Annotated in this window: 25 protein-coding genes and 1 pseudogene; 24 read left to right on the top strand and 2 right to left on the bottom strand. The window is 45.0% G+C overall.

Annotated elements, in window-relative coordinates; genetic code table 11:
* Positions 1-11: 11 nt before the first annotated feature.
* From ulaA to upp, 6 genes are all read left to right on the top strand, one after another.
* The gene (ulaA, locus tag BLT53_RS23970; protein WP_090239759.1) at positions 12-1,382 is read left to right on the top strand and encodes a PTS ascorbate transporter subunit IIC; all 1,371 of its coding nucleotides are present in this window, start codon (positions 12-14) and stop codon (positions 1,380-1,382) included.
* A gap of 26 nt (positions 1,383-1,408) precedes the next feature.
* Positions 1,409-2,260, top strand: coding sequence for a transketolase (locus tag BLT53_RS23965; RefSeq protein WP_090239756.1), 852 nt, complete (start codon positions 1,409-1,411; stop codon positions 2,258-2,260).
* The gene (locus BLT53_RS23960) at positions 2,257-3,231 is read left to right on the top strand and encodes a transketolase family protein (RefSeq protein WP_244520553.1); all 975 of its coding nucleotides are present in this window, start codon (positions 2,257-2,259) and stop codon (positions 3,229-3,231) included. The genes BLT53_RS23965 and BLT53_RS23960 overlap by 4 nt, the downstream gene beginning before the upstream one ends.
* Before the next feature lie 225 nt (positions 3,232-3,456).
* Positions 3,457-4,203 (top strand): DsbA family protein, encoded by a 747-nt coding sequence (locus BLT53_RS23955; protein WP_090239752.1) that lies wholly within the window; start codon positions 3,457-3,459, stop codon positions 4,201-4,203.
* 2 nt (positions 4,204-4,205) lie between these two features.
* Positions 4,206-4,610, top strand: coding sequence for a disulfide oxidoreductase (locus BLT53_RS23950; protein WP_090239749.1), 405 nt, complete (start codon positions 4,206-4,208; stop codon positions 4,608-4,610).
* A gap of 172 nt (positions 4,611-4,782) precedes the next feature.
* The gene (upp, locus tag BLT53_RS23945) at positions 4,783-5,412 is read left to right on the top strand and encodes a uracil phosphoribosyltransferase (protein WP_090239748.1); all 630 of its coding nucleotides are present in this window, start codon (positions 4,783-4,785) and stop codon (positions 5,410-5,412) included.
* 126 nt (positions 5,413-5,538) lie between these two features.
* Here the strand turns inward: upp and BLT53_RS23940 are convergent, their stop codons facing one another.
* Positions 5,539-5,937 carry a DUF3889 domain-containing protein gene (locus tag BLT53_RS23940; protein ID WP_139168463.1) on the bottom strand — a complete coding sequence of 133 codons (399 nt, stop codon included), beginning with the start codon at positions 5,935-5,937 and terminating at the stop codon, positions 5,539-5,541.
* Between the two features lie 323 nt (positions 5,938-6,260).
* Between BLT53_RS23940 and BLT53_RS23935 the strand changes: the two genes are divergently transcribed.
* The 15 genes from BLT53_RS23935 to BLT53_RS25555 all read left to right on the top strand — a co-directional run bounded on the left by BLT53_RS23935 (position 6,261) and on the right by BLT53_RS25555 (position 19,687).
* Positions 6,261-6,485 carry an AtpZ/AtpI family protein gene (locus tag BLT53_RS23935; RefSeq protein WP_090239745.1) on the top strand — a complete coding sequence of 75 codons (225 nt, stop codon included), beginning with the start codon at positions 6,261-6,263 and terminating at the stop codon, positions 6,483-6,485.
* The gene (locus BLT53_RS23930; protein WP_090239743.1) at positions 6,482-6,865 is read left to right on the top strand and encodes an ATP synthase subunit I; all 384 of its coding nucleotides are present in this window, start codon (positions 6,482-6,484) and stop codon (positions 6,863-6,865) included. The genes BLT53_RS23935 and BLT53_RS23930 overlap by 4 nt, the downstream gene beginning before the upstream one ends.
* A 5-nt stretch (positions 6,866-6,870) precedes the next feature.
* Positions 6,871-7,581, top strand: a complete 711-nt coding sequence (gene atpB, locus BLT53_RS23925) for a F0F1 ATP synthase subunit A (RefSeq protein ID WP_090239742.1) — start codon at positions 6,871-6,873, stop codon at positions 7,579-7,581.
* 80 nt (positions 7,582-7,661) lie between these two features.
* A complete protein-coding gene (atpE, locus tag BLT53_RS23920) occupies positions 7,662-7,874 on the top strand; it encodes a F0F1 ATP synthase subunit C (RefSeq protein WP_090239739.1) in 213 nt (70 codons plus the stop codon).
* A gap of 75 nt (positions 7,875-7,949) precedes the next feature.
* On the top strand, positions 7,950-8,495 hold the full coding sequence (gene atpF / locus BLT53_RS23915; RefSeq protein WP_090239820.1) for a F0F1 ATP synthase subunit B: 546 nt from the start codon (positions 7,950-7,952) through the stop codon (positions 8,493-8,495).
* Positions 8,492-9,043, top strand: coding sequence for a F0F1 ATP synthase subunit delta (locus tag BLT53_RS23910; protein ID WP_090239736.1), 552 nt, complete (start codon positions 8,492-8,494; stop codon positions 9,041-9,043). The genes atpF and BLT53_RS23910 overlap by 4 nt, the downstream gene beginning before the upstream one ends.
* A 19-nt stretch (positions 9,044-9,062) precedes the next feature.
* Positions 9,063-10,565: a F0F1 ATP synthase subunit alpha gene (atpA, locus tag BLT53_RS23905; protein WP_090239733.1), complete on the top strand. Its 1,503-nt coding sequence runs from the start codon at positions 9,063-9,065 to the stop codon at positions 10,563-10,565.
* A 200-nt stretch (positions 10,566-10,765) separates the two neighbouring features.
* The gene (atpG, locus tag BLT53_RS23900) at positions 10,766-11,629 is read left to right on the top strand and encodes an ATP synthase F1 subunit gamma (protein ID WP_090239730.1); all 864 of its coding nucleotides are present in this window, start codon (positions 10,766-10,768) and stop codon (positions 11,627-11,629) included.
* Between the two features lie 65 nt (positions 11,630-11,694).
* Positions 11,695-13,083, top strand: a complete 1,389-nt coding sequence (gene atpD / locus BLT53_RS23895) for a F0F1 ATP synthase subunit beta (protein ID WP_090239727.1) — start codon at positions 11,695-11,697, stop codon at positions 13,081-13,083.
* Positions 13,084-13,105: 22 nt separating this feature from the next.
* Positions 13,106-13,510: a F0F1 ATP synthase subunit epsilon gene (locus tag BLT53_RS23890; RefSeq protein WP_090239725.1), complete on the top strand. Its 405-nt coding sequence runs from the start codon at positions 13,106-13,108 to the stop codon at positions 13,508-13,510.
* A 209-nt stretch (positions 13,511-13,719) separates the two neighbouring features.
* Positions 13,720-14,262 (top strand): glycerol-3-phosphate responsive antiterminator, encoded by a 543-nt coding sequence (locus tag BLT53_RS23885; protein WP_090239723.1) that lies wholly within the window; start codon positions 13,720-13,722, stop codon positions 14,260-14,262.
* A 196-nt stretch (positions 14,263-14,458) separates the two neighbouring features.
* Positions 14,459-15,286 (top strand): MIP/aquaporin family protein, encoded by an 828-nt coding sequence (locus BLT53_RS23880; RefSeq protein ID WP_090239721.1) that lies wholly within the window; start codon positions 14,459-14,461, stop codon positions 15,284-15,286.
* A gap of 76 nt (positions 15,287-15,362) precedes the next feature.
* Complete coding sequence (gene glpK, locus BLT53_RS23875; protein WP_090239719.1) at positions 15,363-16,856, top strand: glycerol kinase GlpK; 1,494 nt, start codon at positions 15,363-15,365, stop codon at positions 16,854-16,856.
* A 214-nt stretch (positions 16,857-17,070) separates the two neighbouring features.
* A complete protein-coding gene (locus BLT53_RS23870; RefSeq protein ID WP_090239716.1) occupies positions 17,071-18,732 on the top strand; it encodes a glycerol-3-phosphate dehydrogenase/oxidase in 1,662 nt (553 codons plus the stop codon).
* A 130-nt stretch (positions 18,733-18,862) separates the two neighbouring features.
* Positions 18,863-19,687, top strand: coding sequence for a C40 family peptidase (locus tag BLT53_RS25555; protein ID WP_244520552.1), 825 nt, complete (start codon positions 18,863-18,865; stop codon positions 19,685-19,687).
* A gap of 48 nt (positions 19,688-19,735) precedes the next feature.
* On the opposite strand, the gene BLT53_RS23860 is transcribed toward BLT53_RS25555, so the two are convergent.
* A complete protein-coding gene (locus BLT53_RS23860; RefSeq protein ID WP_090239715.1) occupies positions 19,736-20,137 on the bottom strand; it encodes a DUF1722 domain-containing protein in 402 nt (133 codons plus the stop codon).
* 203 nt (positions 20,138-20,340) lie between these two features.
* On the opposite strand from BLT53_RS23860, the gene BLT53_RS23855 reads away from it, so the two are divergent.
* From BLT53_RS23855 to BLT53_RS23845, 3 genes and pseudogenes are all read left to right on the top strand, one after another.
* Positions 20,341-20,715 (top strand): NADH-quinone oxidoreductase subunit A, encoded by a 375-nt coding sequence (locus BLT53_RS23855; protein ID WP_090239712.1) that lies wholly within the window; start codon positions 20,341-20,343, stop codon positions 20,713-20,715.
* Complete coding sequence (locus tag BLT53_RS23850; RefSeq protein ID WP_061973584.1) at positions 20,706-21,218, top strand: NuoB/complex I 20 kDa subunit family protein; 513 nt, start codon at positions 20,706-20,708, stop codon at positions 21,216-21,218. The genes BLT53_RS23855 and BLT53_RS23850 overlap by 10 nt, the downstream gene beginning before the upstream one ends.
* A pseudogene (locus BLT53_RS23845) lies at positions 21,218-21,453 on the top strand (NADH-quinone oxidoreductase subunit C); the annotation flags it as partial. The gene BLT53_RS23850 and the pseudogene BLT53_RS23845, both read left to right, overlap by 1 nt.

Below are 21,453 nucleotides of genomic sequence, written 5' to 3'. Positions count from 1 at the left end.
GGAGCTAGGAAATGGGTGAAAGATTTCTTAAGCTGATAATGGATATTTTAAGCCAGCCGGCTGTGCTGGTGGCATTAATTTCACTGATTGGCCTTCTTTTGCAGAAAAAACCCGCAAGTGAAGTCATTAAAGGAACAACAAAGTCCTTTCTTGGTTTTCTTGTTATTGCAGCTGGCGCAAATATCCTTGTTGGAGCACTGGATCCCTTTGGAAAGATGTTTCAGGAAGCGTTCCATGTTAACGGGGTGGTTCCGAACAACGAAGCCATTGTAGCTATGGCGCTGACGAAGTATGGTTCAGCGACAGCGCTTATCATGTTCTTCGGCATGATTGCCAACATTCTTGTAGCCCGTTTTACTCCTCTGAAATATATCTTCCTTACCGGGCATCACACACTGTACATGGCTTGTATGTTTGCAATTATCCTCGTCGTTTCAGGTCTGAAGGGAGCGGGGCTGATCATTGTCGGTGCCATTGCCCTTGGACTGACGATGGCTATTTTCCCAGCCATGTGCCAGCCATTCATGCGTAAGATAGTCGGGAATGATAATGTCGGGTTCGGGCACTTTTCTTCCCTCGGATATATTCTGGCGGGGTTGGTTGGAAAAGTGGTTGGAAAAGGCTCTCGATCAACTGAAAAGATCAATTTTCCAAAAGGTCTTGGTTTTCTTCGCGACAGTTCGGTCACCATTGCACTTACGATGACGATTCTCTATTTGGTCATCGCTCTTTTTGCAGGTCCATCCTATGTTGAAAAGGAATTGAGCAACGGAACTCACTATCTTGTCTTTTCGGTGATTCAGGCGGTTACTTTTGCTGCCGGCGTATTTGTAATCCTCTCAGGCGTGCGGTTGGTCCTGGCTGAAATTGTTCCTGCCTTTAAAGGAATTTCGACCCGGCTTGTGCCAAATTCGAAACCGGCCCTTGATTGTCCGATCGTTTTCCCGTATGCACCGAACGCTGTTTTAATTGGCTTTTTCTGCAGTTTCCTTGGAGGCATTGTGGGTATGGCCATTTTAGGGTGGGCCGGAGCGGTTATCATTCTGCCTGGAGTTGTGCCGCACTTCTTTACCGGTGCAACAGCCGGTGTGTTCGGTAATGCCACAGGCGGCATAAGGGGAGCGACTATTGGTTCATTTGCTAACGGGCTTTTGATTACGTTCCTTCCAGTTTTCCTCCTTCCGGTGCTTGGAGATCTTGGTTTTGCAAATACCACCTTCTCGGACAGTGATTTCGCCGGCACGGGCATTATTTTAGGCAATATTGCAGATTCGTTTGGGTCAGTGGGTGTCACACTGTTCGTTACAGCTGTTTTGGTGATCGCGGTATTATTCGGATTGCGAAAGAAATCAAGAAATGAAAATGAAAAGATTTCTGCATAAGGCAAAAATCTACAAAGGAGGCAACCATGAGTGCTTTAATAGACGACCTGGAACACTTTAAAGATCAAATCAGGCTTAAAACTCTCCAGGAATTGAACCACCTGGGCTTCGGACATTACGGCGGCAGCCTGTCCATTGTAGAAGCACTTGCTGTGCTTTATGGCGAAATGTTGAATGTAAACCCGTTTAACCCTCATGCGGAGGAGAGGGATTATTTTATCCTCTCCAAAGGCCACGGGGGTCCGGCCTATTATGCGGCCTTAGCTTTGAAAGGCTTTTTTCCAGAGGAGCTGCTTTATACACTCAATCAAAATGGAACATCGCTGCCTTCCCATCCTGATCGAAACTTGACACCGGGTGTGGACATGACAACAGGATCTCTTGGCCAGGGTCTCTCTGCAGCGGTCGGTGTGGCGCTGTCACATCAGCTTTCAGGACGAAGCAACCGGACGTATTGCATCGTAGGGGATGGAGAGCTGAATGAAGGACAGTGCTGGGAAGCTCTTCAGTTTGCGGCCCATCATAAATTGAACCATCTGACAGTATTGGTGGACGACAACAAAAAACAGCTCGATGGTTTAACGAAGGATATTATTGATCCCATTGACTTTGCCGAAAAGTTCAGAGCCTTCGGTTTTTATACACTAAAGGCTGACGGAAGTTCTGTAAGAGAAATATATGAGGCTATTCATCAGGGGAAGGCCCAATACAGCCAGCCGGTAGCGGTTATCCTTGATACGGTAAAAGGTCAGGGAGTTCCATATCTTGAAGCAAAAGCAGATAATCACCATATCCGCCCGAATGCACAAGATAAAAAGGCCATTCTTGAGGCAATAGCCGATCTTGAAAACAGGCTGGGAGGAGAGGTGACCGTATGATTAATTCTGCAGTACCATCCTATGAAACTGAAGACATAGAGATGAGGCAGGCTTATGCCCGGACGCTGTTGGAACTGGCAAAACAAAACCATAATATCATCGCTCTGGAAGCCGATTTGATGAGCGCCATTTCTACTAATAAACTCCAGAATCAAATACCCGGCCAGCTGATTAACTGTGGGATTATGGAAGCGAACATGATGGGGGTTGCAGCGGGTCTCTCTATTACAGGAAGAATTCCTTTTCTCCATACGTTTGCCCAATTTGCCACCCGGCGTGCCTATGATCAGTTATTCGTCTCTGGGGCTTATGCAAGGCTGAACCTGAAAATACTTGGTTCGGATTCGGGGGTAACCGCTGAACATAACGGAGGGACGCATATGGCGTTTGAGGATTTGGGACTGATGCGTCTTGTGCCGAAAGCCGTTGTATATGAAGCCAGCGATTCCACGATGCTCATTTATCTTTTGAATAAAATAGCCGGTGAGTACGGTATTCACTATATTCGCACGATGAGGAAAGCTGCGGTGAAACTTTATGAGCCGGGAGAAATCTTTGAAGAGGGAAAAAGCAAGGTCATAAGAGACGGTTCTGATGTGGCTTTGATGGCCAGCGGCATTATGGTGGCAGAAGCGTTAAAGGCGGCTGACCTTCTTGCAGAGAAAGGTTTCAATGCTGCGGTGATTGATTTGTATTCCATTAAACCCGTGGATGATGAACGAATTGTGGAGTATGCTTTTAAAACAGGTGCTATTGTCACAGCGGAAAACCATAATGCCATCGGAGGACTCGGCAGTGCAGTGGCGGAAGTTTTGAGTGAACAGGCCCCTGTGCCTCTGAGAAGGATCGGAGTCAAGGAGCAGTTTGGGCAGGTTGGCAAAACAGAGTATTTAAAGGAAGTGTACCATCTGACTGCAGGGGACATCTGCAGGGCCGCTTGTGAACTGATGGATGGAAAAAAACCAATATGAACGGTTTGCGGCACCGCTGAAGAAGCGGTGCTGTTTTTTATTTTATTGTTACTAAACTCTTGAACCAGATATCGGTTTCTCCAGAGCACCGAAAGTCACGAAAAAAGCATTCAAAAGTTAAGAGAATGTTCATTTGTAAAATAGAGAGACTTCGTATACTCTTAAGTAGAACTTACTTCTGATTGATTAGTTAGTAAATAAACTTAAGGTAGTAGAGGTGAAAATATGGCGAAGCAAAAACCTAAGGGGAACAGCAAGTCAAAGCCCAAAACCAAAAATTATGTGAGAAATAAGAATCAGCGGTCTTCCAGCTGGATTTTCTGGGTAATCGGCATTATTGCGATTGGTATTGTCTTTTTATTGTTTGTGGGGAATTTCGGCAGCAAAGATGACAACTCCAATGGAGGAGCATCCATCGATTACAAGAACCAGCCGTATTTGGGGAAAGAATCTGCGGATGTGAAAGTGCTCGAATTTGGCGATTACAAATGTCCGGTTTGCAAAAACTTTAATGAAAACCTCTTTCCGGAAATTGACAAAGATTTGATTCAAACAGGTAAAATTAAATTTTATTTCATCAACTATCCTTTTATCAATGTGGATTCCAGGCGTTCAGCGCAATTTGCTGAGACAGTTTATAGTGAATTAGGCAACAACAGCTTCTGGAAATTCCATGAGCTTCTTTATCAAAAGCAGCCGGCCGATCAGGAGGCTGAAAAACAGGATATCTTTACTGAGGACTTCCTCGTAAAAACACTGGCTGAGGCTACCTCAAACAAAGATGCCCAAAAAGTAAAAAAGGCATTTGACCAATCAAATCACGACGAGGATGTAAAAAAAGACGAAGCCTTAGTAAGCCAGCTCGGCGTTGATTCTACTCCAACCTTGTTTGTAAATGGCAAACGATTTGAAGGAAGCACATATGATGATCTGAAAAAACAGGTTGAAGAAGCTGCGAAAGGGAAGAAGTAAAAATGAATAAACCTTTGCTGCTTGGTTGGGTAACAGCCATTATTGCTGTTTTGGGGTCCCTTTTCTTCAGTGAAGTCCTTCACTATGTTCCCTGTACCCTTTGCTGGTATCAAAGAATATTAATGTACCCTCTTGCCGTTTTCCTGGGTGTGGCGTTTTATCACAATAACAGCCGGATCGCTTCATATGTTCTTCCGCTGTCTGCCCTCGGAGTTATTGTTTCGGGCTATCATATTGCCCTGCAAAAGATTCCGGCCCTGAAGCAATTTGAAGTGTGCAGTGCAGGTGTTCCCTGTTCGCAGGATTACATTAACTGGCTCGGCTTTATTACCATTCCGATGCTGGCGTTTGTTGCTTTTGTGATCATCACCGCATGCATGCTTGTATTAAACAGAAGAGAAGAATAGTAGAGAATGGGGCATTCTATGGGGGTGCCCCTTTTTTATGGGAAATCCCGGGATTTTAAATGGAAGCTTTTTAAACCTTGAAGTAGCGCTTCTTTTTCTGTAAAATGCGGTAGAGGTTATGTGCAAGAATTTACGGGATGGACAAGCCCGTTTTAAAAGGAGAGGTAGCAGGATGGGTAATGTTTTTGTTCTGGATCATCCATTGATACAGCATAAGTTAACACATATTCGTGATATTGAAACAGGAACGAAAGAGTTTCGTGAGCTTGTAGATGAAGTTGCGGGATTAATGGCGTTTGAGATTACACGCGATCTTCCGCTTGAAGAAGTGACCATTCAAACTCCGGTAGCTGAAGCAAAAATGAAAGTGATCGCCGGGAAAAAGCTCGGTCTCGTACCGATTCTTCGCGCCGGTCTTGGCATGGTAGACGGAATCCTCAAATTAATTCCGGCCGCAAAAGTCGGACACGTTGGACTGTACCGTGACCCGGAAACGCTTTTGCCTGTTGAATACTATGTAAAGCTTCCATCCGATGTAGAGGAACGGGACTTTATTGTCATTGATCCAATGCTTGCAACAGGGGGTTCTGCTGCAGCAGCCATCACATCCCTTAAAAACAGAGGTGCGAAGAACATCAAATTGATGTGCCTCGTTGCCGCTCCTGAAGGAATCGATCTGATTCACAGAGACCATCCTGAAGTGGATATCTATTTGGCAGCCCTTGATGAAAAGCTCAATGACCACGGTTATATCGTACCTGGTCTAGGCGATGCAGGGGACCGTCTGTTTGGAACAAAATAAGCAAAATGAAAAAGCGCCGGGTTCCGGCGCTTTTTTAATGATTTGCGGCAGGCAGAGTTTCAGCATTAAAACAAAAAGTAGGGATTAACTTTCGGGTTTTTTGGAAATACCTAGCTTGAAGTACTTTTAACTAATTTCTTCAAAGGCTACGGAAATCAATTTTCCGTCACTCGCATTATGCAGCACTTTTACTTTGATATCTTTTTCCACCTTATGTTCCGTTACAATAAAGTCGAAGAAGTCGATTACTGTACCGTCAGCATTTACCCGGCGTGTATCGTACTGATAATCACTGATGGTGCTGTTGGGGTATTTTTCCTTGGTGCGCTCAAGTGCAATTTTCCCCCATTTTGCATAATCCTGGCGCATGGGTGTGTTCATATTTTGAGCTGTGCCGGAATTTGAATGATTGGTATTCATGTTATGGGATTTTGTTCCATTTTTTCCATCATTGACACTGTTCATGCAAGCGGCAAGTATGACTAAAAAAAAGAGAAACAAAAAACCGGTTTTAGTGAGCTTCATAAGACATCCTCCCTGGATGAAGTTTGTACTGAAAAGTCTGCTCAAAAACCGGGATTTTATACAAAACTGAATAGTTCATAATGTGTATTATAGCGCTATTTTCCTAGGGAAAAGCAATATTATAATGCATTTGAATAAACATATAGGAATTGTGACAGATTTTCCACAAATTATACGATATTTTGCCCGTAATTGCGTTGACACCAAGGTCCCCCAATTGGTATCCTTACAAAGGGAATATGGTAAGGTTTTCATGCTAGGACACGAGCGTGTTTACTGGAAATTATGAATTGCCTTATGATCTTCCGAAAGGAGTCCATGCGATGAGCACCGGAAGACGACCTTATAAAGCAATGGCATTAATGTCAGGTATACTTTCTGTACTTGTTGGAAGTATATTGCTTGGGCTTTTCGGCGGTAAGTGGCTGGATGGTCTTATGGGAACGAGTCCTCTGTTCCTCATTATCGGCTTGTTTTTAGGGCTTGGAGCCGGCGTTTACGGCATGATCCGTTTATTATCCAATCAATCAGGAGAAGAACGCAAATGACCGAGTACACCATGACCTTCAGAAGATACATAAAGATTACGCTCTTTATGCTCTCTTTTTTTGTCCTCGGATATGGAGCCACTTCCTACCAATCCATTTTCCTCGGTTTATCATTCGGCACCCTGTTCAGTCTTTATAATCTTTGGAGCATGTATTCGAGGATCGAACGGCTCGGACAAGCAGTCATTAACCAGCAAAAAGTCAGGACGATGGGTTCATTATCAAGGCTTCTTACGGGTGGCCTGGCGGTACTGATCGCTATGAGATACCCGCAATTTTTCAATTTGTTAAGTGTGGTAATTGGATTGATGACGGTCTATATTATCATGTTAATAGATTCACTAACTAAAACCATACGTACTCCAAAGGAAAAGAGGTGAATTAGGTGGAACACGAAGCTCCGATACATACGTTTATGGGTCTTCAATTTAACCTATCAAACGTACTGATGATTACAGTATCATCCGTAATTGTTTTCCTGATTGCTGTACTGGCTACCCGCGCCCTGTCCATGAAACCGGGCGGAATGCAAAACTTTCTTGAATGGGTAGTGGATTTTGTAAAAGGAATCATCAACAGCACAATGGATTGGCATACGGGCGGCCGCTTTCTTACACTAGGTCTTACATTACTTATGTATATTTTTGTTTCCAATATGCTCGGCCTGCCATTTGCAGTAGCTTTCGATCATGAACTATGGTGGAAATCGCCGACTGCAGATCCAACCATCACCTTAACACTCGCCGTAATGGTAGTGGTACTAAGCCATTATTATGGGGTGAAATTAAAAGGTGCAAAAGCGTATGGTGCAGAATTCTTCAAACCTTTCAAGCTTTTCTTCCCATTAAAGCTGATTGAAGAATTTGCTAACACACTAACGCTTGGCCTCCGGCTTTACGGTAACATTTACGCTGGTGAAATCCTTTTAGGCCTTCTTGTAGGGCTCGCGCATAAAGGTATTTTTGCCGGTATCCTGGGGATTTTCCCGTTGATTGTATGGCAGGGATTCTCAGTATTTGTAGGTGCCATTCAGGCATTTATTTTTACCATGTTAACAATGGTTTATCTTGCCCATAAAGTGGCGGACGACCATTAATTAATATAAGTTTCGTTCTTGGCCTAACCGTCAGGGGCAAAAAATAAAATTGCAGGGGAAAAGAAGGGAGAAATACAAAAATGAATCTTATTGCAGCAGCAATTGCAATCGGTCTAGCAGCACTAGGTGCAGGTATTGGTAACGGTCTTATCGTAGGACGTACAGTTGAGGGGATCGCTCGTCAGCCAGAACTTCGCGGTACACTTCAAACAACAATGTTTATCGGGGTTGCGTTAGTTGAAGCACTTCCAATCATTGGCGTTGTTATTGCGTTTATCGTTCTTGGCAGCTAATAACAGCAAGATTTAAAAAGATCTCAATAATGGCGAAGCATGTTTCAACACTGGAACTTTTCTTCGCCATTCCTTATGTATGACCTATTGAAGGGAGGAAATACCGTGCAATCCTTAATGTTAGGTGCTGCAACCGGTGGTGTTAACGGCGGAGATATTCTCTTCCAGTTACTAGCATTCATTATTCTAATGCTCTTATTACGCAAGTATGCATGGGGCCCGTTAATGGGAATCATGAAAGAGCGACAAACCTTTATTACGAATGAAATTGAAGCAGCAGAAGCCAGCCGCAAAGAAGCGGAAGAGCATCTTGCTGCCCAAATAGAAGAATTGAAACAAGCGCGTGAAGAAGCACGAGCTATCATTGAAAATGCGAAAAAGCAAGGTGAAGCGCAGGGTGAGGCTATTATCCAGGCTTCCCGTGAAGAGGCTGAACGCGTGAAGGAATCTGCGCTGGCTGATATTGCCAGTGAAAGAGAAAAAGCTGTCGCTACTCTTCGAAAAGAAGTTGCATCACTGTCTGTCATGATCGCTTCCAAAGTGATCGCAAAAGAACTGGATGAGCGCAGCCAGGAGAAGTTAATCCAGGATTACCTTCAAGAGGCAGGCGAAGCTAGATGAGCAAGGATCTTACTGTAATTGCAAAACGCTATGCATCAGCTCTTTATGAAGTGGTTGGACAAGAAAACCTTGAGCAGTCTGAGGCTGAGCTTCGTGTAGTCAAGGATGTTATGGAAAGCAACCGTGACATTCAAAAACTATTGAACCATCCGAAAATTTCTGTCGAACAGAAAAAACAGATTGTAAAAGAAAGCCTTGGCACAGACATTTCCAAACCGGTTCTGAACACTATTTTATTGCTGATCGACCGCAGCCGAGAGAACATCATCGCGGAAATGGCTGGCCAGTTTATTGAACTAGCAAATGAATCGCGCGGCATTGCTGAAGCAACGGTATACTCTGTACGCCTGTTGTCACAGGATGAAAGAACCCGTCTAGAAGAAACCTTCGCAAAGCGAGTGGGCAAACAGCATCTGCGCATTGAAAATATTATTGACCAATCCCTCGTTGGTGGGATGAGAATCCGCATCGGCAACCGTATTTTTGACGGAAGCATCCGCGGTAAACTAGAGCGTATCGAGCGCCAATTAGCCACAACACAAGGCTAAAAAGATAGGGGTGAAATTCATGAGCAACATTAAAGCTGAAGAAATCAGTGCTTTAATAAAAAAACAGATTGAAAACTATCAGTCTGAAATCGAAGTAAACGACGTCGGTACAGTTATTCAGGTCGGTGACGGTATTGCCCGTGCCCATGGATTGGATAATGTAATGGCCGGCGAGCTTGTTGAATTTTCTAATGGGGTAATGGGTATGGCCCAAAACCTTGAGGAAAACAACGTAGGTATCATCATCCTCGGGCCATATCAGGAGATCCGTGAAGGCGACGAGGTTAAACGTACAGGACGCATTATGGAGGTTCCGGTTGGACCAGAACTTCTTGGACGCGTAGTTAACCCACTTGGTATGCCGATTGATGGCAAAGGACCTGTTGAAACAACGAAAACTCGTCCAATCGAGCAGAAAGCGCCAGGCGTTATGGCTCGTAAATCAGTACACCAGCCGCTTCAAACAGGAATCAAAGCGATCGATGCTCTTGTTCCAATCGGCCGCGGACAGCGTGAGCTTATCATCGGTGACCGTCAAACCGGTAAAACAGCTGTAGCCATTGATACGATCATTAACCAAAAAGATCAGGACATGATTTGTATCTATGTTGCCATCGGACAAAAAGAGTCCACTGTTGCAGGTGTTGTAGAAACGCTTCGTGAGCATGGTGCTCTCGATTACACGATTGTTGTATCTGCAAGTGCTTCCCAGCCGGCTCCTCTTCTTTTCCTGGCTCCGTATTCCGGTGTTTCCATGGCTGAAGAGTTTATGTGGGATGGAAAGCATGTGTTGATTGTTTATGATGACCTTTCAAAGCAAGCAGCAGCTTATCGTGAACTTTCCTTGCTCCTTCGCCGTCCTCCGGGCCGTGAAGCTTATCCAGGGGACGTTTTCTACCTTCACTCTCGCCTTCTTGAGCGTGCTGCAAAACTAAACGATGAGCTGGGTGGCGGTTCCATTACGGCACTTCCATTCATCGAGACTCAAGCAAGTGACGTGTCAGCATATATTCCGACAAACGTTATCTCCATTACAGACGGACAAATCTTCTTGCAGTCTGACTTGTTCTTCTCTGGTGTACGTCCTGCCATCAACGCGGGTATTTCTGTATCCCGTGTAGGTGGAGCGGCGCAAATTAAAGCAATGAGTAAAGTATCTGGTACACTCCGTCTTGACCTGGCTTCATTCCGTGAGCTTGAAGCATTTGCTCAATTCGGTTCAGACCTCGATAAAGCGACTCAAGCAAAACTTAACCGTGGTGCACGTACAGTAGAAGTCCTGAAACAAGGTCTTCACAAACCGCTGCGTGTAGAACTTCAGGTTGCCATCCTATTTGCATTAACAAGAGGCTACCTTGATGATGTTCCAGTTGAAGATATCACGCGTTTTGAAGAAGAGCTTCATGCTTATATGGATAACAACGCTAAAGACGTTCTCAACCAGATCAAAACCACTGGAAAACTTCCAGAAGGCAGCGAACTGGACGATGCGATTAAAGCATTCAAAAAAGTGTTTGCTTAAAAAAAGAAAAGCTGAAGCCGCTGTTAAAAGACGAAAAACGCTGGAACTCTTGAACAGCAACACGCTTTTTGTGTTGAAGTGAGAGAGTGAAACGGTCGAGTCTTTAGCGGCTGAAGCTGGATCACAAGCTAACAGTAAACTTTAAATAAACTGCAGGATGCCTGGTGCATCCTGCAACCAGCTTAACCCAAAGGTGGTGAATACGAGTGGCATTACGAGATATAAAAGCGAGAATTGATGCAACAAAAAAGACGATGCAGATTACGAAGGCCATGGAAATGGTATCTGCAGCCGCATTGAACCGTGCGGAGCAAAACGCGAAACGATTTACTCCTTATATGGATAAGATGCAGGAGGTCGTAACCAGCATTGCGGCCGGAAGTAAAAGTGCGCGCCATCCTATGCTTTCCAGCCGACCCATAAAGAAAACGGGCTATTTTGTCATCACTGCGGACCGCGGTCTTGCGGGGGCATATAACTCCAATGTGCTGCGTCACGTTTACCGTACAATTAACGAGCGACATCAGTCTCCGGACGAATATGCGCTTATTGTTGTCGGAAAGGTGGGCCTTAACTTTTTCAAAAGGCGCAACATGACAATCATTGACAGCATTACGGGTCTGCCGGATCAGCCGTCTTTTGCTGACATTAAAGCTATCGCCAGCAAAGCGGTTGGTTTGTATGCGAACGAAACGTTTGATGAACTATATATGTATTACAACCACTTCGTCAGTGCGATTCAGTCAGAACTTACGGAACGGAAAGTTCTTCCACTAACTGGTTTTGAAGGAACAGTCAGCTCAAATGCTGCTTACGAATACGAGCCTTCCGAAGAAGAAATTTTGGAAGTTCTCCTTCCACAATACGCGGAAAGCCTGATTTACGGAGCGCTTCTGGATGCAAAGGCAGCAGAACATGCTTCTCGTATGACAGCAATGAGAAATGCGACTGACAATGCAGACGATTTGATCGGCCAGTTTACACTCACTTATAACCGTGAGCGTCAGGCGGCCATTACTCAGGAAATTACCGAGATTGTCGGCGGGGTTGCGGCACTCGAGTAGATTTTTATACATGCCTTAATCAGGCATACGGCACACAGATGTGCCAGAAGTTAGGAGGGGAAACGATGAATAAAGGGTATATCACCCAGATTCTTGGACCTGTTGTCGACGTTAAATTCGATGACAGTCTTCCGGAACTTTTAAATGCATTAACAGTTGACGCAGAAGGCGTTAACTTAACACTAGAAGTAGCCCTTCACCTTGGTGACAATACTGTTCGTACCATCGCGATGGATTCTACAGATGGTCTTGTTCGTGGTATGGCTATCAATGATACTGGTAAACCAATCTCCGTTCCTGTAGGAAGTGCTACACTTGGACGCGTATTTAACGTAACAGGTGACCACATTGACCTTGGAGAAGCAGTTCCAGCAGATGTTCGCCGTGATCCGATTCACCGCGGAGCGCCATCTTTCGAAAACCTTACAACAAAAACGGAAATTCTTGAAACAGGAATTAAAGTCGTCGACCTTATCGCTCCATACGTTAAGGGTGGTAAGATCGGTCTGTTCGGTGGTGCCGGCGTAGGTAAAACCGTACTTATTCAGGAATTGATCAACAACATCGCGCAAGAACACGGCGGTATTTCCGTATTCGCAGGTGTAGGTGAGCGAACTCGTGAAGGGAACGACCTTTACCACGAGATGAGTGACTCTGGCGTTATCAGCAAAACAGCAATGGTATTTGGACAGATGAACGAGCCCCCTGGAGCGCGTGCACGTATTGCTCTTTCAGGCCTTACAATGGCGGAGTTCTTCCGTGATGAAGAAGGACAGGACGTATTGTTCTTCGTGGATAATATCTTCCGCTTCACACAAGCTGGTTCTGAAGTATCAGCCCTTCTTGGCCGTATGCCTTCAGCGGTAGGTTACCAGCCGACCCTTGCAACAGAGATGGGTCAATTGCAAGAGCGTATCACATCAACCAAAAAAGGTTCTGTAACTTCTATCCAGGCGATTTATGTACCAGCCGATGACTATACTGACCCGGCTCCGGCAACAGCGTTCGCCCACTTGGATGCAACAACAAACCTTGAACGTAAACTGACAGCTATGGGTATTTACCCAGCGGTGGATCCATTGGCTTCCACATCACGCGCTCTTTCTCCTGAGATTGTCGGTGAGGAGCACTATTCCATTGCCCGTCAAGTGCAGCAAACGTTGCAGCGCTATAAAGAACTTCAAGATATTATCGCCATTCTCGGTATGGACGAGCTTTCTGAAGAAGATAAATTGGTTGTACAGCGTGCGCGCCGCATCCAGTTCTTCTTGTCTCAAAACTTCCACGTTGCGGAACAGTTTACTGGTCAAAAAGGTTCATACGTTCCTGTTAAGGAAACCATTCGAGGATTTAAAGAAATCCTGGATGGGAAGCACGATGACCTTCCAGAGGATGCATTCCGTCTTGTAGGTTCTATTGATGAAGTTGTTGAAAAAGCTAAAACGATGGCCTAAACCTATAAGGGGGTAAGACGAAATGAGAACGTTAGACGTAAGTGTAGTCACCCCTGATGGTCCTGTGTTTGAAGGAACGGCAGAAATGGTCAGTTCAAAAGCAAAAAGCGGTGAACTGGGTGTCCTGCCAGGACATATTCCGTTGGTTGCTCCTTTAACCATCAGTGCAGTACGTGTAAAACAAGATGGAAAAACACAATATGTGGCCGTTAGCGGTGGATTTATCGAAGTTCGGCCTGAAAAAGTAACAATCCTTGCTCAAGCTGCTGAACTGGCAGAAGAGATTGAGGTCAAACGTGCGGAAGAAGCCAAAGAGCGTGCTGAGCGCCGTTTGGCTGAGACCAATCAAAATGATTTGGACCAGGCGAGAGCAGAATATGCTCTTCGCCGCGCCATCAACCGTCTTGATGTGGCCAACCACAGATAAATAAACAGTCAAATGGGGCTGTCTGAAAGTCAAAAGACCTTCAGGCAGTCCCATTTTGCGTAAAAAGCATCCCTGAAAAGTTGATTGTAGTGGAAAGCGAGCGGACTGAAACGAAAATCAACAGCTTCCAGACTTCTTGGACAGTCCTATTTTTCGTTTCTACATAAAAAAGGATATAATAAGGAAAACTCGGCTTGGGAGGTATACCTATGACATTTCAAAACCAAACCGTATTGCCGGCCGTCCGAAAATGGAAGGACCTTGAGAGGCTGCTGGACAGCTCTTATACCTACATCGTCATTCTGGACAGCCACATCGCACAGCTGAAGGATATGGTAAGACTTGCTGGACGGGCGAACAAGAAACTTTTCGTTCATGCCGACCTGATCAGCGGCCTGAAGGCGGATGAATATGCGGCAGAGTTTATCTGTCAGGAAATTAAACCGGCAGGAATCATCTCCACAAGAAGCAACGTGATTGCCACTGCCAAGAAAAAAGGTGTAATCGCCATTCAACGTTTGTTTCTTCTCGATTCTATTGCACTCGAAACCAGTTATAAAATAATCACAAAGACCCAGCCGGACTATGTGGAAGTGCTTCCTGGCCTGATGCCCAATATCATTCAGGAGGTTCACGAAAAAACGGGAATTTCCGTGTTTGCCGGCGGCCTCATCCGCACGAAAGAGGAAATCGAATTGGCAATTACAGCAGGAGCAGTAGCGGTAACCACATCGGATAAAGAGCTATGGTGAGGGACGTCTCACAGTATTCCCTCCCCCCCTCATTGACAGCGTTTGCAAACTATGTTTAAATAATAGACAAGTTAATATTTTGACGGAGAATCGGAGATCAGCGGAAGCCCTTACATGTCATGTTTGGGATTTTTTTGCTGGTCTTTTTTCTTTGAACAAAATATTTCGTTGCTTAATTTGAGAGGAGTGCTGCAGGATGTCACCGATACTCGGAGAAATCGTGGGAACAATGATTTTGATAATATTTGGTGGTGGGGTAGTCGCCAATGTTAGCCTGAAGAAATCCAAGGCAGAAGGCGGAGGATGGATAGTTGTCGCTCTTGGATGGGGGCTTGCCGTAGCCATGGGAGTCTATGCTGTCGGAAGTGTAAGCGGTGCCCATTTGAACCCGGCCGTCACTTTAGGTATGGCAGCCATCGGAGAGTTCAGCTGGTCACAGGTTCCCGGCTATATTCTGGCCCAGATGCTGGGCGGATTCCTTGGAGGGGTTATCGTTTATTTTCAATTCCTTCCACATTGGGAGAAAACAGAAGATAAAGCAGTTAAATTGGGAGTTTTCTCGACAGACCCTGCAATTCCACATACATTATCGAACCTTTTGAGTGAGTTCATTGGAACAGCTGTTTTGCTGGTAGGACTTTTGGCGATCGGCGCGAATAAATTTACAGAAGGGCTTAACCCGTTAATTGTCGGCTTTCTTATTGTAGCCATTGGATTATCCCTTGGCGGAACAACCGGTTATGCCATCAACCCGGCACGTGACCTTGGTCCGAGACTGGCCCATTTCTTCCTGCCGATCAGCGGAAAAGGAGGCTCCAACTGGAAATACGCATGGATTCCTGTTGTCGGGCCGATTCTTGGAGGTGTTTTTGGGGCTTTACTGTATGAAGTATTATTCGAGGGCAAAGTAACCGCTTTCTTCTGGAGCTGGACAGTATTGTCTGCTGTTGTCCTTGCCGCCGCCCATTTTGCAGGAAAACGAGGCACCCACAGCCTCAGACACGGCGAACGGATCAAGAACTAATCGTCTTTTACAAATGGAAGCAATCAGATATACATCTTAAAAAAACCAGTTATGTTGCAAAGGAGAGGAAAAGAAAATGGAAAAGAAATATATTTTATCTCTCGATCAGGGGACAACAAGCTCAAGAGCCATTCTTTTTAATAAAGAAGGCGAATGTGTCAATGTGGCACAAAAGGAGTTCACACAGCATTTTCCTAAACCGGGCTGGGTAGAACACAACGCACAGGAAATATGGGGCAGCATTTTGGCTGTAGTCGCTCAAGTACTGGAGGGTACAAATACATCACCTAAGGAGATTGCGGCAATTGGCATCACCAATCAGCGGGAAACAGCTGTTGTTTGGGATAAAAACACAGGTAAACCGATCTATAATGCGATTGTTTGGCAGTCCAGACAGACCGCAGATATTTGCGAAGAGTTAAAAGAACAGGGACATAACGATTTATTCAGAGAAAAAACAGGATTGCTCATTGACGCTTATTTTTCCGGAACAAAAGTGAAATGGATCCTGGACAATGTCGAAGGTGCCCGTGAAAAGGCAGAAAACGGAGACCTGCTGTTCGGAACGATTGATACCTGGCTTCTTTGGAAAATGACTGGCGGGAAAGCTCATGTTACGGATTACTCTAATGCATCACGTACGTTGATGTATAACATTTATGATCTGAAATGGGACGAAGAATTGCTAGACATCCTGGGTGTACCGGCCTCTATGCTGCCAGAAGTGAAATCCTCATCGGAAGTATACGGATACACCATCGATTATCATTTTTTCGGTGAAAGTATTCCGATTGCCGGCATTGCAGGAGACCAGCAGGCTGCCCTGTTTGGACAGGCTTGTTTTGAAACGGGTATGGCGAAAAACACCTATGGTACTGGATGCTTTATGCTTATGAATACAGGTGAAAAAGCCGTGCGTTCGGAGCATGGGCTGTTAACGACACTTGCCTGGGGCATTGACGGAAAAGTAGAGTACGCATTGGAGGGAAGTATTTTTGTAGCTGGCTCCGCAGTTCAGTGGCTTCGTGATGGCTTGCAGCTGATCCGCACCTCTCCTGAAAGTGAGGATTTGGCGACCCGTGTTACTTCTTCCGATGGTGTTTACGTAGTCCCTGCCTTTGTAGGATTGGGAACTCCTTATTGGGACAGCAAAACACGCGGTGCAGTGTTCGGTTTAACACGAGGTACACAAAAAGAACATTTCGTTCGTGCGACACTGGAATCCCTTGCTTATCAAACACGTGATGTGCTGACAGCCATGGAAGCCGACTCCAATATTGAATTGAAAAAGCTTCGTGTGGACGGAGGGGCGGTTATGAATAACTTCCTTATGCAGTTCCAGTCCGATATCCTTGGTGTTCCTGTAGAACGTCCTGAAATTAATGAAACCACAGCGCTTGGAGCCGCGTATCTTGCGGGACTCGCAACGGGTTTCTGGAAGGGCCGCGAAGAAATTGCGAATAAGTGGAAAGTGGAAAGAGATTTTGATGTGGAAATGGAAGAGAAGGAACGAGAAGACCTTTATAAAGGCTGGAAAAAAGCAGTTGAAGCCGCGCGGGTTTTCCAATAAACCACAAGCACACCATTTGCACTTTCCGGCATAACTTGTTATGATATAACCATAAGTTAATAACGGTCGGAGCTATGGAGAGACCACAATACCTTGTACATGGATACAGGGGTATTGTGGTCTCTTTTTTATTCTCCGAGTAAAATTTGGTGCTTTAATTGTGGAAATTTAGGAAATGAATAAATTGATGGAATGATGAAGGAGTGGCGTTGATATGGATATTTCATTTTCAAGCAATAAAAGAAAGCAGTATATTGAGGACATGAAAGACTCGTCCCTGGATCTGTTGATCATCGGGGGCGGCGTAACAGGAGCGGGGATTCTTCTGGATGCCACTACACGCGGTATGAAAGCAGGCGTGTTGGAAATGCAGGATTTTGCCGGAGGTACGTCCAGCCGTTCCACCAAACTCGTACACGGCGGCCTTCGCTACTTGAAACAGTTCGAAGTGGGCCTTGTGGCAGAAGTGGGGAAAGAGCGTGCGATCGTTTATGAAAATGCACCACATGTAACCACACCAGAGTGGATGCTTCTTCCCTTCTATAAAGAAGGAACGTTTGGTAAATTTTCAACTTCCATTGGCTTGAAGGTTTATGACTTCCTGGCTGGAGTAAAGCGGAACGAGCGCCGTTCCATGCTGACCAAGGAAGAAACAATGAACAGGGAACCACTGCTCAAAAGTAAAGATCTGCTCGGCGGAGGTTACTATGTTGAGTATAAAACCGACGACGCACGTCTTACGCTTGAGATTATGAAAGAAGCAGCAGCCCGTGGGGGGAAAGCCGTAAACTACATTAAAGTAGTTGATTTCATCTATGATCAAAGCGGAAAACTGCTTGGCGTTAAAGCGGAAGATACGATTACTGGTGAAACGCATGAAATATATGCGAAGAAAATTGTAAACGCAGCAGGTCCTTGGGTGGATCAATTGCGTGATATTGATAAATCCAAAAAAGGTAAAAGAATCCACCATACAAAAGGAATTCATCTTGTGATCGACCAGGAGCGGTTCCCGTTGCACCAGGCTGTTTATTTTGATACACCGGACGGTCGAATGGTATTTGCGATTCCTCGTGATGGCAAAACGTATGTGGGTACAACTGATACAGATTACAAAGGAGATCTTAAAAATCCAAGAATTACGCATGATGATGTCAATTACGTTATTAATGCGATCAACTTTATGTTTCCGGAGGTGAAAATGACGGAAACAGACATCGAATCTTCCTGGTCGGGATTGCGCCCATTGATTCATGAAGAAGGAAAAGATCCTTCTGAGATTTCAAGGAAAGACGAAGTATTCTTTTCTCCTTCTGGATTGATCACAATTGCCGGCGGTAAATTAACCGGATACCGAAAAATGGCTGAAAAAGTAGCAGATATCGTAGCCGGACAGCTTGAAAAAGAAATTGGCATCAAATATGACACAAGCAATACCAAGCACCTGGTGCTTTCCGGCGGAAATGTCGGAGGAAGCAGCCATTATCCAGAGTTCATCAGGGAAAAGACAGCAGAAGGGCTTAACCTTGGTTTAAGCCAAGAAGATGCAGAGCAGCTGGCTAAAAAGTACGGTTCCAATGTTGACCGATTGTTTGAAATCATCCGTGACGGTAAAAAAGAAGCCGAGTTGAACGACTTGCCAGTCAATGTATATGCCACTTTGGTCTATGCAATGGATGAAGAGATGGCTACAACTCCTGCCGATTATTTTATCCGACGTACAAGCGCAATGTATTTCGATATCGCCTATGTTCGCCAATGGAAGGAAAAAGCGATTGCGTTTATGGCGAAGCATTTGAACTGGACGCCAGAGCAAACAAAAGAGCATACAGAAGAACTTGAACGCCAAATGAGCTACAGCACACAAGCTGTTTAATCATTGATTTTACCCCCGGAATTTCTTTTTGAATTCCGGGTTTTGTTATGTAACTTTTTCCATGAAATGGCGACTAATCGATTGTGCACAGATCTTCTGGGCGCCAATCAAATAGTCGGGGGTATGTAAGATGAAGAAATGGATGGCCGCTGCTGTTGTTGCAGCAAGTTTAGTAACGGGAATAACAGTTGGCGGGGTGCAGCCGGCAGAACACGTTTATGCAGCTGCAAAGGATGAGATTATTCCGCTGAATGTGAATCCGGTTCATATCTTTTTTAAGTTTGCCATTCCAAATGCCAAGGAAGCTCAAAAGCAGTTTGCCAAGGAAGCAAAAATGGATGTTGTGGGTTTCAAAAAGGATGTGAAGGAGTTCCAGCTTCAGCGTCTGACTGAAGTGGGGCGTGAAAAGGGGCAGATTGAGTTTTCCGCAACTTTCTTTGCAAAGCGTAACAAGTCCTATAAAGGAACGCTGTCAGAAGGTTATAATCATCTTTATTTTATGGTAAAGAAAACAGGAAACATGGAATATACCATTACGTCCTGGGGTAAAGAAAAGCAGATTAAAAATGATATGGTCGATAATTATTTCGGCGATCAGGCCGCGGCAGTAGCTGTAAAGAACATCGGAAAGCCATTTAAAATGGGGGGAACAACACCAAAAGGATTTGATGCGAGCGGGTTTGTCCTTTATTCGTATCAAACAGCCGCTCAATTAGCGCTTCCTCGTACGGTTGCTGATCAATACAAGGCGGGAACTTCCGTTAAGGCCGCCAAGCTGCATAAAGGTGACCTTGTTTTCTATGATTTAGTCGGAAAGAAAAAAGCAACCTTCGTAGCGATATATAACGGAAATCAGACCTTTATCGGCGCAACGACAAAGGGAGTAAGAGCAGTAAAAATGACCGATTCCTACTGGAAAACCAAATACATTGGAGCAAGGCGTGTGCTGGAATAGAAACTGCTCGTCAGGGGTGTCAGGGCTTTTACAAGAAGCTCCGGCACCCTATTTTAATATGGAGGATTGACTGAGATATGGTTGAGGATGCGAGGCTAAAAGGGTTTTTTTAATATAGCTCAGCAGATGTTCAGCGGCCGGCTCCCCTTTGTCAAATTCATCAGGAAGGGATGAACAGTTCTCCAGCCGTTCAAAGAACTCGTCTTTTTCCTCCTGTGTGGCCCCCCTTTTAAAATAGCCCCATAAATGCTGGGCCATATTGTTGAATCCCTTTTTGGTATACGGTAACTGTTCCAATTCTTTTAGCTCCTCCAAAATGGCTGCATAATCTTCTTCCTCTTTTGCTTCGCGGAATCTGTCTCTGATGCTGCTGTAATACCGATAGCTTTTGGCCATTACTTCGTATTTCTGTTGGGCCCACTGCTTTTCAGCTTTCTTTCTTGGAACCATGTTCTCCCTCCTTTTTTTCAATGTAGCATTGGGAATCCATCTCCTCAAGGCTGAACGTCATTCTACCTGCTGAACAAGCACATATACTCTATAGTGGGGCAGAACTCCTGCTACCTCCGTATTGTCGACACAAATATTGGAATTTGCTATAATGAAGACGATTACATAATGTTTGAAAAATTCAGATGATTAGGGGGTAAGAGATGGACGCTATCCACATTTACCAGAACAATTATCTTGTTGTTGCCGTCTTTCTTGTGCTGGGTATTCTTTTGCCGGTCGGAGCTTTAACTGCAGGCAGGCTGCTTCGGCCGTATAAGCCAACAAAGGAAAAGTACACGACCTATGAAAGCGGAATTGAACCTTTTCATCAAAGCTGGATTCAATTTAATGTACGCTATTATTTGTTTGCTCTCATGTTCGTCATTTTTGATGTGGAAACCGTATTTTTGTATCCTTGGGCAGTCGCTTATGATCATCTGGGTGCCTTTGCGCTGATCGAAATGGGTATTTTCATTGTGATGCTTGCGCTTGGTTTACTATACGCATGGAAGAAGAAGGTGCTGAAATGGATCTGAAGCTTTCCGATATTTCTCCTGAAGAAAAAGCAGAGCTTGAACGCAATGTATTTATGGCCACCCTCGAACAAATTAAGGCCTGGGCAAGGAGCAATTCTCTTTGGCCGCTGACATTCGGTCTGGCCTGTTGTGCGATAGAAATGATGGGAACCGGTTCCTCTCACTATGACCTTGACCGTTTTGGAAGCATATTCCGGACATCTCCGCGTCAGTCGGATGTGATGATTGTGTCAGGAACCGTAACAAAAAAAATGGCTCCGGTGCTGAAAAGGCTGTACGATCAAATGCCAGAGCCAAAATGGGTCATTGCCATGGGTTCTTGTGCAACCGCTGGTGGTCCTTATATTAAGTCCTATGCGGTTGTTAAGGGAGTGGACCAGATTGTGCCGGTTGACGTGTATATCCCTGGATGCCCGCCGAACCCTGCTGCTTTGATTTATGGCATCAATAAATTGCAGGAAAAGATCCGGTATGAAGCGAAGACAGGGAAGAAGGTGATGTAATGCCAAACGAACATGATGGAACACCGCCTGAATCCAATGAGTCGTTATCAAAGGAAGAGTTGAAAAAGCGTGCAGCCGCTGAAGCGAAGGCGAAAGCACTGGAGCTTGCCAAACAAAAAGCGCTGGAAAAGAAAGAAGAAAGTGAACCTGCAGAAAAGAGCAATGAACCAGATGATACTTTAGCGAAGGATAAAGCTCTCGCTGCAGCCAAAGCGAAGGCTGCCGCAGCGGCAAA

Origin of the sequence: Fictibacillus solisalsi, from assembly GCF_900103485.1 — a bacterium.
In the GTDB taxonomy this organism is placed as follows: domain Bacteria; phylum Bacillota; class Bacilli; order Bacillales; family Fictibacillaceae; genus Fictibacillus_C; species Fictibacillus_C solisalsi.
This window is presented reverse-complemented; position numbering and strand designations above follow the sequence as displayed.

Excerpts from the sequence above, each read along its gene's own strand:
- BLT53_RS23885 (WP_090239723.1), top strand. The coding sequence starts at position 13,720 with ATGACATTTCAAAACCAAACCGTATTGCCGGCCGTCCGAAAATGGAAG.
- BLT53_RS23880 (WP_090239721.1), top strand. The coding sequence starts at position 14,459 with ATGTCACCGATACTCGGAGAAATCGTGGGAACAATGATTTTGATAATA.
- BLT53_RS23850 (WP_061973584.1), top strand. The coding sequence starts at position 20,706 with ATGGATCTGAAGCTTTCCGATATTTCTCCTGAAGAAAAAGCAGAGCTT.
- BLT53_RS23965 (WP_090239756.1), top strand. The coding sequence starts at position 1,409 with ATGAGTGCTTTAATAGACGACCTGGAACACTTTAAAGATCAAATCAGG.
- atpE (WP_090239739.1), top strand. The coding sequence starts at position 7,662 with ATGAATCTTATTGCAGCAGCAATTGCAATCGGTCTAGCAGCACTAGGT.
- BLT53_RS23930 (WP_090239743.1), top strand. The coding sequence starts at position 6,482 with ATGACCGAGTACACCATGACCTTCAGAAGATACATAAAGATTACGCTC.
- atpD (WP_090239727.1), top strand. The coding sequence starts at position 11,695 with ATGAATAAAGGGTATATCACCCAGATTCTTGGACCTGTTGTCGACGTT.
- upp (WP_090239748.1), top strand. The coding sequence starts at position 4,783 with ATGGGTAATGTTTTTGTTCTGGATCATCCATTGATACAGCATAAGTTA.
- BLT53_RS23960 (WP_244520553.1), top strand. The coding sequence starts at position 2,257 with ATGATTAATTCTGCAGTACCATCCTATGAAACTGAAGACATAGAGATG.
- BLT53_RS23955 (WP_090239752.1), top strand. The coding sequence starts at position 3,457 with ATGGCGAAGCAAAAACCTAAGGGGAACAGCAAGTCAAAGCCCAAAACC.
- BLT53_RS23940 (WP_139168463.1), bottom strand. The coding sequence starts at position 5,937 with ATGAAGCTCACTAAAACCGGTTTTTTGTTTCTCTTTTTTTTAGTCATA.
- atpF (WP_090239820.1), top strand. The coding sequence starts at position 7,950 with ATGTATGACCTATTGAAGGGAGGAAATACCGTGCAATCCTTAATGTTA.
- BLT53_RS23855 (WP_090239712.1), top strand. The coding sequence starts at position 20,341 with ATGGACGCTATCCACATTTACCAGAACAATTATCTTGTTGTTGCCGTC.
- BLT53_RS23870 (WP_090239716.1), top strand. The coding sequence starts at position 17,071 with ATGGATATTTCATTTTCAAGCAATAAAAGAAAGCAGTATATTGAGGAC.
- BLT53_RS25555 (WP_244520552.1), top strand. The coding sequence starts at position 18,863 with ATGAAGAAATGGATGGCCGCTGCTGTTGTTGCAGCAAGTTTAGTAACG.
- BLT53_RS23935 (WP_090239745.1), top strand. The coding sequence starts at position 6,261 with ATGAGCACCGGAAGACGACCTTATAAAGCAATGGCATTAATGTCAGGT.
- BLT53_RS23860 (WP_090239715.1), bottom strand. The coding sequence starts at position 20,137 with ATGGTTCCAAGAAAGAAAGCTGAAAAGCAGTGGGCCCAACAGAAATAC.
- BLT53_RS23890 (WP_090239725.1), top strand. The coding sequence starts at position 13,106 with ATGAGAACGTTAGACGTAAGTGTAGTCACCCCTGATGGTCCTGTGTTT.
- BLT53_RS23910 (WP_090239736.1), top strand. The coding sequence starts at position 8,492 with ATGAGCAAGGATCTTACTGTAATTGCAAAACGCTATGCATCAGCTCTT.
- ulaA (WP_090239759.1), top strand. The coding sequence starts at position 12 with ATGGGTGAAAGATTTCTTAAGCTGATAATGGATATTTTAAGCCAGCCG.
- glpK (WP_090239719.1), top strand. The coding sequence starts at position 15,363 with ATGGAAAAGAAATATATTTTATCTCTCGATCAGGGGACAACAAGCTCA.
- atpA (WP_090239733.1), top strand. The coding sequence starts at position 9,063 with ATGAGCAACATTAAAGCTGAAGAAATCAGTGCTTTAATAAAAAAACAG.
- BLT53_RS23950 (WP_090239749.1), top strand. The coding sequence starts at position 4,206 with ATGAATAAACCTTTGCTGCTTGGTTGGGTAACAGCCATTATTGCTGTT.